We start from the raw sequence: 12,204 nt of genomic DNA on the forward strand, positions 1-12,204 counted from the left end.
GTAAAAAGGGTTTCGGAAAGCCAGATGACGGATTGCTTCGCTGCACTCGCAATGACACGTCTTTCAAATGACTACTCACTGCTTACCGGTTGCTAAGCCAGCCTTTGCGCCAGAAGTAGTACACCTGGCCTACCACCACCAGGGCCAGGAAGATGAGCACGGCAGGGTAGCCCCAGGGGTGATAGAGCTCGGGCATGTTGAGGCGGTTGATGCTGCCGTCGGGGTTTTCGCGCGAGAAGTTCATGCCGTACAGGCCGACCACGAAGCTCAGGGGGATGAAGATGGCGCTGATGATGGTCAGCACCTTCATCACCTCGTTCATGCGGTTGCTTTGCTCGGAATAATACAGCTCGGTGAGGCTGCTCACGCTTTCGCGGTAGCTGTCGGCTAGGTCCAGGGCCTGCACGGCGTGGTCGTAGGAGTCGCGCCAGAACTGCTTCATGTCGGCGGGCATGAGCTCGTCGGGCAGGCGCAGGATTTCCGTGATTTTGTCGCGCTCCGGATACACCAGGCGGCGGAAGCGTACGATGTCTTTTTTAGCTCTCAGAATGCGGTTGAGCAGGCGGCGCTCGCGGCGCTCGGCAAAAATCCGCTCTTCCAGCCGCTCCAGGTAGTTGCCAATGGCCGCCATGGTGGGAAAGTAGTTATCGAGCACCACGTCGTTGAGCGTATACGCTAGGTAGAGCGAAGACTTGCGGCGCAGCCGGCTCATGTTGGTGCGGATGCGCTGCCGCAGCACCTCCAGGCAGTCCTCGTAGTCGTCCTGAAACGACAGCACATAGTTTTGGCCGGTGAAAATGGACAGCTGGTCGTCGTCGATTTCCCGGGCAAAGGTGAAGTCCGTCATGCGCGACACGATGAACAGCCGGTTATCGTCAAACACTTCCAGCTTGGCCCGCTGGTAGTCGTTGAGCACGTCTTCCATCTGCAGGGGGTGAATTCCAAAGTCCTGCATCAGCTGCTCAATCAGGGCCAGGTCGCCGTAGCCGCGCACGTCTATCCAGTGCTTGAGCTCGGGATGCGCTTGCAGCCAGGCCTGCAGCTCGGGGTAGCGCCCGGTGTATTCCTGCTCGTGCACCACATCCTCGTTGTAGGAGATGAGAAACAGGCGGGGCCGCAGCGCCCCGGGCCGGATGGTGAGGGTACCTGGCTTCTGGCCCACCTCCTGGTCGTGGGCCTGGCGGGTGGCTTCCTGGTCGGTAATGGTCAGGCCATCGTGCTCGGCCGCGTCCGGGTCGGTGAGCGGGGGAGTAGGGGCAGCTGGGGTGGTAGCAGTCAGCGGGTTCATGCAAGGACAAATGAGGCGGCCGCCCGGGCCGTCTGTGGGCGGCTTACGTGCAGTGGCAGGGCGAAGATGCTACAGCAAGGCCGTTACTTAGGTGCTGGGTGCTGCTTCTGCAGGTAGGTAGCGCCTTCTGTGCCGTATTTTGGCGGTCTAATCAGGATTCCAGCGGTTGAAGCAAGACGCATTCACGACAGGGGGGAACAAGCCCGGGGCAGGAACCCGGCGCGTGTTTGTGGCCGAGGGGCCCGCCCCGGCCCGGCTGCCGCTGGCCTTTGAGTCGTTTCTCTACCTGCGGCCCGAGCACCAGCAGCTGGCCTCCACCGGCTTGGTTCTGAGCTTTTACCTGGAAGATGCCGCCACCCAGCGCAGCATAGCCCAGCTGCATGTGCGGCCCGATGCCGATACAGGTGTGGCCCGCAGTCCGGCCCAGGCGCCCTTCGGGGCGGTGCAGATGGCTCCGGGCGTAAGGGTGGACGACTTGCATTGCCTGTTCGATGCCGTGGAAGCCGCGCTGCGGCAGCGCGGGCAGCAGTGCCTGGCTCTGCGCGGCTACCCCTTTGCCTACGACCCGGCCGGGGCGGCCACCCTGGCCGAAGCCCTGCGCCAGCGCGGCTACCGCGTGGCTTTGGCCGAGCAGAACTACCACCTCGACCCGGGCCGCGACTACGAAGCCGGTCTGCACCCCTCCGAGCGCCGCCGCCTGCACAAGTGCCGCCGCCACGGCCTGCACTTCGAGCAGGAGCCGCCCTTTCTGCTGCCGGCTGCCTACGACTTTATCCGGGCTTGCCGGCAGGAGCGGGGCCAGGCCCTGTCGCTGCCCCTGGAGCGCGTGCAGGAGCTGTTCCAGCGCTTTCCCCGGGAGCATTTCCTGTTCTCGGTGCGCCAGCCCGACGGGCAGTGGGCGGCCCTGACGGTTGCCATCCGCGTCAGCAGCCAGGTGCTGTATAGCTTCTACCCGGCCAGCCCCTTGCGCTGCAATGCCCTTAGTCCGGTAGTGCAGCTCAACGAAGGCCTGCATGCCTTTGCCCGGGCCAGCGACCTGACCGTGCTCGACCTGGGCACCTCAACGCTCGACACTGGCCCGAATACCTCCCTGCTGCGCTTCAAGCGCCACCTCGGCGGCATAGCCGGCCTGCGCCTGAGCTGGGAGAAGATTTTTTGATTTGCTGATTTTTTGATGTGCTGATGGGGTGATTTTAGATGAGGGGATGAAGGGACGAGGTGATTAAGGCATTTAGAACGTCATGCTCATCTGGCGTCCGCTTGTCGAAGCATCTTGCCCGCAGCAGTAACTCCAACAAAAAGGATTTACTCTCGTGGTAAAGATGCTTCGGCTCCGGCTCTGCCTCCGCTCAGCATGACGTTCTTATTCTACTTCAGCACATCAGCACCTCAAAAATCAACTCATCAAAAAATCAGCACATCAGCAAATCACCATTGGCGTTCTTTGCGGCAGCATGCAGCCATCCCAAGCCTCGGTCTTTTCCACGCTTCAGCCCATTTGGCGCGGTTTTCTGCGCGGCTCGCTGGGGGCGGGTGTAGCGGTGCTGGCCCGGGCGGTGGGCGCGCTGGTGCTCAACAAAGTGTTTGCCCTCTACGCCCCGGCTGGCGGCCTCACCTTGCTGGCCCAGTTCCAGAATCTGATGGCACTGTTTACCACGCTTTCCTACGACGGCTTGCGCGTGGGCCTGGTGAAGTACCTGGCGCCGCTGGCCCCTGGGCGGCCGCGCTACCGGCTGTGGCTGGGCGCGGCGGCCGCGCTGAACATGGCCGCGCTGCTGCTGGGCCTGGGTGTGCTGGCTGCAGTGGGTTCTTTCAGCGGGGGCAGCCTGCTGCTGTTCGGGCTGGGCATTGGGCTGATTACCCTGCATACCATGCTGGGCGCGGCCCAGCTGGCGGCGGGGCGGCTGTGGGACTTCGTCAGCCTGTCGGCTTGCCTGGCAGCGCTTGGTACGGGGGGCGCAGCCGGCGCGCTGTTCCTGGGCTGGCCACTGGAGCAGGTGCTGCTGGCTTACCTGCTGGCGCAGGGGCTGGCGGCCTTGCCGGCCCTGTGGCTGGCGGCGCGGGCCGGCCTGCTGCGTGGCCTGCGGCTGCTGGCACGGCCCAGCCGGCCCGCTTTGTGGGCGCTAAGCCGGTTTCTACTCATGGCCCTCAGTACGCTGCTGTTTGGCAAGGCCGTAGATTTTGCGCTGCGGGCCTACCTTTTCGAAACCTACGGGCCAGCCCGGGCCGACTTATGGCAGACGGTAGCCAAGCTGTCGGACAACTACACCATGGTGTTTGGGGCTGTGCTGAGCAGCGTGTTTTACCCGCGGCTGGCCGCGCTAAGCGGGCAGCCGGCGGCGGCCCGTGCCTACGTGCATGGCGTGCTGGGCCTGCTGGCGCCGCTGCTGGCGGCGGGTCTGGGGCTACTGTTTTTGTGCCGCGACTGGCTGCTGCCACTGCTGTTTGCACCCCGGCTGCTGGCGGCCGGCGAGCTGCTGGGGCCGCAGCTGCTTGGCGACTGGGCCCGGTTTATGAGCTGGGTGTTCATCTTTCAGCTGTCGGCCCAGGCGCGCACCACGCGGTACATGGTGGTGCAGGCGGCCTCGGCGTTGGTCTTCGGGGCCTTGCTGGTGGTGATGCTGCCGGCGCTGGGGCTGGCCGGCGCGGTGTGGGCCCACGCCGGGCGCTACGGGCTGCTGCTGCTGGCCTGCGGCCTGGCGCACTTCGGGGTTAAGAGCAGAAAATAGCGTGCTTCTCTGCCGTCCTTTGCACCCCAGCACCATGCCCGATTCCACCGTTCTCCCTTCTGTTGCTTCCCCAAGCCGCGTGCCCCTGGTAACCATTGTGGCCCTCTGCCACAACCACGCGCCGTTTCTGCGGCCTGCGCTGGACTCCCTTCTGGCCCAGGAATACCCTAAGCTCGAAGTGTGGCTCGTGGACGATGCCAGCACCGACGGCAGCCAGGCTATCCTGCGGGAATACGCGGCCGCGCAGCCGCAGTGGCATACGCTTTTTCTGCCGGAGAATGTAGGCAACTGCCGCGCGTTCAACGCAGCCTTCCGCCAAAGCCGGGGCGAGTACCTCATCGACTTTGCCACCGATGACGTGCTGCTGCCCGGGCGGGTAAGCCAACAGGTAGCGGCTATGCAGACCGCCGACGCCCGGGTAGGGGTGCTGTACACCAACTGCGAGCTGATTGACGAGGCCGGGCAGTCGCTGGGCCTGCACCACCGGCCCGACGGCAGGGGAGGGCTGCTGCCGCCGCCGGCCAGCGGCTGGGTGTTTGCTGATGTGCTGCGCCGCTACTTCATCAGCACACCCACGATGCTCATGCGCCGGGCCTGCCTGCAGGAACTGGGTGGCTACGACGAGCAGCTGAGCTACGAAGACTTCGATTTCTGGGTGCGCGCCAGCCGCCGCTGGCAGTTTCTGTACCTGGATGAGGTAACCACGCAAAAGCGCAAGCACCCCCGCAGCATGAGTGCCCGCGCTTACCGGCGCCATGACCCTTACCTGGCCTCAACCATCGTCGTTTGTGAAAAAGCCCTGGCGCTGTGCCGCAGCCCCGAAGAGCGCCAGGCCCTGGCCGTGCGCCTGCGCTGGGAGCTGCGCCAAGCCCTGCGCTACCGGCATTTTGCCCAGGCCCGTCAGCTGTACCTGTTATTAAAAACAACCGGCTACGTGCGCATCACCGATTATGGAATGGGTATGGTGAGTGATGTTTTTCGGAAGATAGTTAAAAATTAAAAATTATAAATTAAATAACTTATTTATGGTTATGACTAGTTAATTTTATTAACTCATAACTCATAACTCATAACTCATAACTCATAACTCATAACTCATAACTCATAACTCATAACTCATGCCCTTCGCCAAGCTTCTGCGTACTGTGCTGCTTCCACTGGGGCTGAGCCTGGGGACGGTGCTGGGCCTGGGCTGCTTTTTTGAAACCAACGACGACCAGCACCTCGCCTGGTTGTTTCGGGGGCTGACGGCGGCGGAGCCGGTGCGGGCTGTGCCGCTGTACTTCCACGGGCTGGGCTACCTGCTGAGCCAGCTCTACGCTGCCGTACCGGCCCTGCCCTGGTACGGGCTGCTGCTGGCAGCTTTACTGGCGCTGGCTACGGTGCTGGTATTTGCGGTGCTGGACCGGCTGCTGCGGCCCCATTTACGGAGCCCTGCCCTGGTGCTGACACTGACGGTGTTTTTCCTGCTGGCCTGGCTGGAGCACTGGCTGTGGTTTAGCCACCTGCGGGTAGCGCTGCTGCTGGCGGGAGCGGCGGTGCTTTTTGCGGCGCAGCGGCCCGGGCGCCGCGGGGTGCTGGGGTGTTGTCTGCTGATGCTGCTGGCCTGGGCCATCCGGCCATCGGCCGCGGTCCTGGCCTTGCTGGCTGCGGCGCCCGGCGCGGTGCTGCTGGCCGGCAGCTGGCGGCAGGCCCGCCCGGTTTTGCTGGGCGCTGCCGCAGCGCTTGGCGCCGCTACCCTGGCCCTCTCGCTCACCCAAAGCCCGGCCACTGCCCGGTTCCGGGCCATCGACAGCAGCCTGGCGGCAGTGGTCGATTACGACCTGCGCCGCCCAAGCCCTCGCACCCCGGCCGATTCCCTGCTGGTGCAGGCCGTAGACGAGTGGATGCTCGGCGATTCAACGCTGGTAAGCGAGGCGGGCAGCCGGCGGGCCTATGTGTTCGATATAGGGCGCTACCTCACCCGGGTGCTGCCGGCCAAGCTGGGCAGCCGCCTGCCGTTGCTGCTGCGCGACTACTTCGCCGTGCTGCTGCTTATTGCCCTGCTGGGCTGGGGAGCTTCCCGAAGGCAGCCGCTCCGGCAGCCGGTGCGGGGGCTGCAGCTGGGCTGGGTGTGCCTGCTGCTCTCCCTGGCTACCGTGCTCAAGCTGCCCCCGCGCCTGGCGCTGCCGCTGCTCGATTGCTGGCTTCTGGCCAACCTGGCCGCCTGCTTACCGGCCGCAGAAAACTTGCACCGGGCGGCGGGGCATCCCGGTAGTTCGATTTTGCTGCCGGGCCGCCAGCTTCGTTTGCTGCTAGTGGGTGTTGCCCTGCTGTGCCTGCTCTACGGGGCCAAGACCTGGCACCGCCACCAGATGCTGCGGCAGGAGCGCAGCCGGCACGAGCAGGCCCTGGCAGACATTGCCCGCCGCAGCAGCCGCCACATCCGGGTGCTGGCCGGTGCCGACGACCTGCTGAAAAGCTTGTCGCCTTTCCAGAATTATTCGCTGGGCCCCGGCCCCGTGCTGTGGCTTACCGGCTGGCCCTCCCACGACCCCTCCCAAGCCCGGCTGTACTACCGGCTTACCGGCTACTCCGGGCAGGCAGATGCCCTGCGGGTGCTGGCTACCCGCCAACATGCGGACGTGGTGTGGATTTTAACCCACCAGCCGGCCCGCTGGCTGCAGCGCCGGCTTAATGCCCGGCTGCCCGGTGAGCCGCCGGCGGCCCGGCCAGCCGTAGCGCTGGAGCCGGGGCTTATTTTGAAAGCCGATACCACCTTGAGGCTTTATAACATTCGCTGGGTCAGATGAGTATAAAAGGGCATAGCGTAAGCTACGGGTGGCAATGTGGTAATGCCAAAATCTTATACCCAGCCCGTGCCCTTACCTGCAGACCTTTGCCCCCGCGAAAGCGGTACACTTTACTTATTCACGGCTATTCGCTCCACCCCCCCATGCTTACTACCACCCTTACCTCGCGCAGCGAAGTTCTGCAACATATGGAAGGTTACCTCCGGGAAAACCTTGGCACCTTCCTCAAGAAGATTGAAGACAGCTGGCAACCGGCCGACTACCTGCCCGACTCGCGCATGGAAAACTTCTTCGACGAAGTGAAGCTGCTGCGCGAAAAAGCCAAAAACCTAAGCTACGACCTCGTGGCCGTACTCATCGGCGATACCATTACGGAAGAAGCGCTGCCCAACTACGAGGCCTGGTTTCACCAGCTCGACGACCTGAACCGCGACCCCGACAACGGCTGGGCCCAGTGGATTCGCGGCTGGACGGCCGAAGAAAACCGCCACGGCGACCTGCTCAACCGCTACCTCTACCTCTCAGGCCGCGTGAACATGCGCGAGTTTGAGGTCAGCACCCAGTACCTTATCAACGATGGCTTCGACCTGGGCACGGCCCACGACCCGTACCGCGCCTTCGTGTACACCAGCTACCAGGAAACGGCCACCAACATCTCGCACCGCCGTGTAGGCCAGCTGGCCCGTACCGCCGGCGACGACCAGCTCTCCAAAATCTGCGGCATGATTGCCGGCGACGAAAACCGCCACGCCCGCGTGTACAAAACCTTCGTGGAGAAAATCTTCGAGGTCGACCCCAGTGAGATGATGCTCGCTTTTGAGGACATGATGCGCAAAAAGATTGTGATGCCGGCCCACTACATGCGCGAGATGGGCATTGAGATGGGCAAAACCTTCGGCCACTTCACCGACGCCGCCCAGCGCCTGGGCGTGTACACCAGCTCCGACTACACCGACATCCTCGATACCCTCATCAAGGACTGGAAAATTGAGCACATCAGCGGCCTCACCGGCCAGGCCGAGAAAGCCCGCGAGTACATCATGGCCCTGCCCAACCGCCTGCGCCGCGTAGCCGACCGCATGCCCGTGCCCAAGCTGGAGTACAAGTTCAAGTGGATTAGCTAAGCTTGCGCTTTTTGCTTTTCGGTATACAGAAGCCCTGCCCGCCCCGGCAGGGCTTTTGGCTTGTTTGGAGTTTCTGGTTGCTGCTTTCTGATTGCTAGTTCTGGAGTTCGCGCCGGTTGTTCAACCTCCCAAAGCAGCTGGACTCTAAAAACCTGCAACCAGAAACAAGGAACCAGAAACCAGCAGCTCTTGCCCTCCAATACGGCGCTTCGTGTAGATTCGGGGCATGAAAAAGAACGTACTCCTTGCCTTGGCTTTGCTCACGGCCTGCACCCGGGCGGCCGTGCCGGGGGGCAGCTCTTCGGCGAGCCGCAAGCCCGTAGCCTTCACGGCAGCCGACCTGAGCACCCTGGCCGGTTATATGGCGGGCAACTACAGCTCGGCTGCGCAGGCAGCAGCCGATAAGGACTACCGCGACATTCGCCTGCACATTGCTCGGCTAACCGGGCCGCGCTTTGGCGAGGGGGTGTATTTCTACGTGGAGCAGGCCATCGCCTCGGCCCAGGATGCGCCCTACCGGCAGCGCATCTACCACCTTACCCGGCACGACGACGGCCGCTTTGAAAGCGCTGTTTTCACCCTGCGAGGCCCCAGTCGCTTCGTGGGCGCCTGGCAAAACCCGGCTGCTCACCCGGCCCTGGCCGCCCTCACGCCCGATTCGCTGGTGCTAAAAACCGGCTGCTCGGTGTGGCTTGCCAAGTTCAGCGACGGCACATTCGTGGGCGCAACGGAAGGTCAGAAATGCCCCAGCGAATTGCGCGGGGCCGCCTATGCTACCTCCGAAGTTACCATTAGCGCCACGCAGCTGCGCAGCTGGGACCGGGGCTACGATGCCGCTGGCAAACAGGTGTGGGGAGCCGAGAAAGGCGGCTACGTGTTCGACAAAGCGAAGTAGCCGCGCGACGGGGCTGTGATTTTGGGCGGAAGATGCCACGCAGGGGAGAAGGTAAGCTGGCTATGAAAATCCCCGTTTGCGCAGGCAGGCGGGGCCTTTTCGTCGGTGCTGCGTAATAAGCTGTATGGAAAATATGGATTTAATGGCTACCTTGTACCCGTGTATGCCCTGCCCAACTTATGCTGACAAGCGGCCTTTCCGTCTTCTTTGAAAATGCTGCCGGGCAGGTTCTGGAACACCCCGATGGCTACGCGCTGGTGCGCCACCACGCCGGTAAGCGCAAGGCCGACGACCTCAACACCCTGGTGGCCTGCACCGGCCGCCTGCTGATGAAGCGCAGCTGGCACCGCGTGCTCGACGACCAGCGGCACATGGCCCCGCTCACACCCGATGAAAAGCAGTGGGTGCTGGAAAAATGGTACACCGGCCAAACCGACCGCCCGGTGTACATCATTACCGCCGTGGTGGTGCCCGACGACGTAGTGGCCCGCCTCTCCAGCCGGCAAATGTGGAACGAGGTGCCGCCCGGCATCTTCGAGTACCATACCTTCACCGAGCTGGAAGAAGCCCAGGGTTTCCTCATGGACCTAGCCGAGGAGCTGTGGTAGGGCCCCTGGCGCAGTGGCAGAGGCCATAACGAAATGACCTGTTTGTGCTATAGGGCAGGCGATTTAGGCCAGCCTACCTCTGCGCTGTGCTTACTGCTTTCATCCTCTTCGCCCTGATTGAGGACCACCCCAGCCTGCGGGCAGCCCTGAGCGAGTACGTCTGCGCCCAGCCCGAGCTGTGCTGCGTTCTGGTAGCCGGGTCGGTTGAATAGTTTCTGATGGCCCTGCCCGACCTGCCCGTGCCGCCGGCCCTGGTGCTGAGCGACATCGAGCGGCCCGGCCGCACCGGTATTGAAGGCGTACGCCTGATTGAAAAGGGCGGCCTGCTGCTCAGTCTGCAGGGCGACGGCCAGGCTCTGGCCCCGGCCGCTCGCCCCGGCGGCCGGGGCCTGCGCGACTTGCACACCCGGGCCGAAGCCCTCAGGGGCCGCTGCGAAGCCGGCCCGGTACAAGGCGGCTACCAGGTGCAGGCCTGGCTGCCAGCTCGCTCATTGTGAAAAGTGATGAAGTGAGGAGGTGATGAGTTGAAAAGGTTAATGGTGATGGAGTGATGTAGGGATGCCATTTACCTCTTCACTTCATCACCTCCTCAACTCATCACGACTCCACCCGCACGCCTTTCCAGAAGGCCACGCGCCCTTTTATCTGGCTGGCGGCTTCCTTGGGCTCGGGGTAGTACCAGGCGGCGTCCTTGTTTTTCTCGCCGTTCACGCTCAACGTGTAGTAGCTGGCCCGGCCTTTCCAGGGGCAGGTTGTTTGAGCAATGCTGTCTTCGAAAAACTCTTTTTTGATGGATTCAGCGGGGAAGTAGTGGTTGTTTTCAACTACCACGGTGTCGTCGCTTTCGGCAATGACGGTGTTGTTCCAGATGGCTTTCATATTGGGTACTTAGGGTCTTGGGAGCTTAGGGTCTTGGAGTCAAAGAACTCCTGAGCACAATCCGGCTTCCAAATCCCAAGTTCTGAAGCTTCCAAGTCACCAAGTCCCTTATACCCGAGTGAACATTGCCCGGCCGGCCGTTGTTTTCCAGGGCCGCAGTCAGGTACTTTCACCGGCGCTAATGGGCCGGTAATTGTTCACTACTGACTATTCACTGTTCACTGACTTCTATGGCTTCCGGTTTCCGATTCCGCGATTTTGTGCCCGAGGACCAGCCCGAAAAGGGCTTCGACTCGCTGTTTAAGCTCTTCATGCAGCTGGTCACCATTACCTCCGGCGATGTGGGCGAGGCCCTGCAATGGCTCAACGAGCTGGATAAGCAGTATGGCCTCACCAACGACGACTACGGCATGGGCAACTTCATCGAGGACCTCAAGAAGAAGGGCTACATCGATGAAAACGAGCAGGAGCGGGGCGAGCTGCGCATCACCCCCAAAACCGAGCAGAACATCCGCAAAAGCGCCCTGGAAGAGATTTTCGGCAAGCTCAAGAAAAGCAGCACCGGCAACCACCGCACCCCCCACACCGGGCAGGGCGACGAGCTGAGCACCGACATGCGCGAGTTCCGCTTCGGCGACTCCCTGGAGCAGATTCAGATGACCGAGTCCATCCGCAACGCCCAGCTCAACCACGGCCTGGGCACGGATGATTTCATGCTTACCGAAGGCGACCTGGAAGTGCGCGAGAACGAGCACAAAAGCCAGACCTCCACGGTGCTGATGATTGACATCTCGCACTCCATGATTCTTTACGGCGAGGACCGCATCACGCCGGCCAAGAAAGTAGCCATGGCCTTGGCCGAGCTGGTAAAGCAGAAGTACCCCAAGGACTTCCTCGACGTCATCGTGTTTGGCAACGACGCCTGGCAGATTGCGGTGAAAGACCTGCCTTACCTGCAGGTCGGCCCCTACCACACCAACACCGTGGCCGGCCTGGAGCTGGCCATGGACCTGCTGCGTAAGCGCAAGACGCCCAACAAGCAGATTTTTATGATTACCGACGGCAAGCCCACCTGCCTGAAAGAGCCCGGCGGCTACTATAAAAACTCCTTCGGCCTCGACCGCAAAGTGGTGAACAAAACCCTGAACCTGGCCGCCGCCGCCCGCCGCGTCAAAATTCCCATCACCACCTTCATGATTGCCTCCGACCCCTACCTGCAGCAGTTTGTGGAGGAATTCACCGAGGTAAATCAGGGCAAGGCTTACTACTCCTCGCTGAAAGGGCTGGGCCACCTCATCTTTGAGGACTACAAGAAAAACCGGCGGAAAACGCTGTAAAAGTTGAGAAAAGAGGAAGCTGATAAGCTTCCTCTTTTTTGTTTACTGCACAGAAGGTGGTTACTTGAACTACCTTTTACATAACCCCTTGCCTGGTTCGCTTATCTATGAAGCAGCTACTGCTCTTTCCCTGCCTCTTGGCCACGGTTGCTTCCTTTGGCCGGTGTATGTCCTTACACGAGGTATGGGAAGTCTTCACCAAGGACATGAAAACCCATCACGCCGTTATGAAATCCCGCGGGTTTAGGCTTTCTGATGAAGTACTCGGAGTCGGCGCTAGATGGGAAAACGACGCAAAGACTACGTTGGTAGTTAATTACGATGGAACTAGGAAGGCACAGAGCATCCGCTACTACGTACCGGCGCGGAGCACTTGCGCTAAACTGGTGCGTGCGGAAATCGAAGCGGCTGGATTTGTAAAGGACTTTGAAAAGACCGCTCCTGAAAACAGCAAGCGGACGTATTACTATGAGGTGGTCTAGCTAAGCCGGACACAATTGGGACATGATTTGCAAGTGGTTTTCGAAGTGGTTGGGTGAACAGTAGCCGAGG

Annotated in this window: 13 protein-coding genes; 11 read left to right on the plus strand and 2 right to left on the minus strand. The window is 61.7% G+C overall.

Going from position 1 to position 12,204, the window contains the following annotated elements:
* Nucleotides 1-82: 82 nt before the first annotated feature.
* The gene (corA, locus tag ABD919_RS09980; RefSeq protein ID WP_345235856.1) at nt 83-1,288 is read right to left on the minus strand and encodes a magnesium/cobalt transporter CorA; all 1,206 of its coding nucleotides are present in this window, start codon (nt 1,286-1,288) and stop codon (nt 83-85) included.
* 166 nt (nt 1,289-1,454) lie between these two features.
* Here corA and ABD919_RS09985 point away from each other — a divergent pair, with 166 nt between their 5' ends.
* The 9 genes from ABD919_RS09985 (at nt 1,455) to ABD919_RS10025 (ending at nt 9,933) form a co-directional block, all read left to right on the plus strand.
* A complete protein-coding gene (locus ABD919_RS09985; protein ID WP_345235857.1) occupies nt 1,455-2,447 on the plus strand; it encodes a hypothetical protein in 993 nt (330 codons plus the stop codon).
* Between the two features lie 295 nt (nt 2,448-2,742).
* Nucleotides 2,743-4,017, plus strand: coding sequence for an MATE family efflux transporter (locus ABD919_RS09990; RefSeq protein ID WP_345235858.1), 1,275 nt, complete (start codon nt 2,743-2,745; stop codon nt 4,015-4,017).
* A 34-nt stretch (nt 4,018-4,051) separates the two neighbouring features.
* A complete protein-coding gene (locus ABD919_RS09995) occupies nt 4,052-5,017 on the plus strand; it encodes a glycosyltransferase family 2 protein (protein ID WP_345235859.1) in 966 nt (321 codons plus the stop codon).
* Nucleotides 5,018-5,135: 118 nt separating this feature from the next.
* A complete protein-coding gene (locus ABD919_RS10000) occupies nt 5,136-6,809 on the plus strand; it encodes a hypothetical protein (protein WP_345235860.1) in 1,674 nt (557 codons plus the stop codon).
* A 143-nt stretch (nt 6,810-6,952) separates the two neighbouring features.
* Nucleotides 6,953-7,933 (plus strand): acyl-ACP desaturase, encoded by a 981-nt coding sequence (locus ABD919_RS10005; protein ID WP_345235861.1) that lies wholly within the window; start codon nt 6,953-6,955, stop codon nt 7,931-7,933.
* A 226-nt stretch (nt 7,934-8,159) separates the two neighbouring features.
* Nucleotides 8,160-8,828 (plus strand): chromophore lyase CpcT/CpeT, encoded by a 669-nt coding sequence (locus tag ABD919_RS10010; RefSeq protein WP_345235862.1) that lies wholly within the window; start codon nt 8,160-8,162, stop codon nt 8,826-8,828.
* A gap of 179 nt (nt 8,829-9,007) precedes the next feature.
* Entirely contained in the window at nt 9,008-9,436 is a 429-nt protein-coding gene (locus ABD919_RS10015; protein ID WP_345235863.1) for a hypothetical protein, read from the plus strand.
* 86 nt (nt 9,437-9,522) lie between these two features.
* A complete protein-coding gene (locus ABD919_RS10020; RefSeq protein WP_345235864.1) occupies nt 9,523-9,648 on the plus strand; it encodes a hypothetical protein in 126 nt (41 codons plus the stop codon).
* Nucleotides 9,649-9,654: 6 nt separating this feature from the next.
* Entirely contained in the window at nt 9,655-9,933 is a 279-nt protein-coding gene (locus ABD919_RS10025; protein ID WP_345235865.1) for a sensor histidine kinase, read from the plus strand.
* Nucleotides 9,934-10,033: 100 nt separating this feature from the next.
* On the opposite strand, the gene ABD919_RS10030 is transcribed toward ABD919_RS10025, so the two are convergent.
* Nucleotides 10,034-10,315 (minus strand): DUF427 domain-containing protein, encoded by a 282-nt coding sequence (locus tag ABD919_RS10030; protein ID WP_345235866.1) that lies wholly within the window; start codon nt 10,313-10,315, stop codon nt 10,034-10,036.
* Nucleotides 10,316-10,545: 230 nt separating this feature from the next.
* On the opposite strand from ABD919_RS10030, the gene ABD919_RS10035 reads away from it, so the two are divergent.
* Nucleotides 10,546-11,652: a vWA domain-containing protein gene (locus tag ABD919_RS10035; protein WP_345235867.1), complete on the plus strand. Its 1,107-nt coding sequence runs from the start codon at nt 10,546-10,548 to the stop codon at nt 11,650-11,652.
* A 107-nt stretch (nt 11,653-11,759) separates the two neighbouring features.
* The gene (locus ABD919_RS10040; protein ID WP_345235868.1) at nt 11,760-12,134 is read left to right on the plus strand and encodes a hypothetical protein; all 375 of its coding nucleotides are present in this window, start codon (nt 11,760-11,762) and stop codon (nt 12,132-12,134) included.
* Nucleotides 12,135-12,204: the final 70 nt, after the last annotated feature.

Origin of the sequence: Hymenobacter saemangeumensis (assembly GCF_039541835.1) — a bacterium.
Taxonomy (GTDB): domain Bacteria; phylum Bacteroidota; class Bacteroidia; order Cytophagales; family Hymenobacteraceae; genus Hymenobacter; species Hymenobacter saemangeumensis.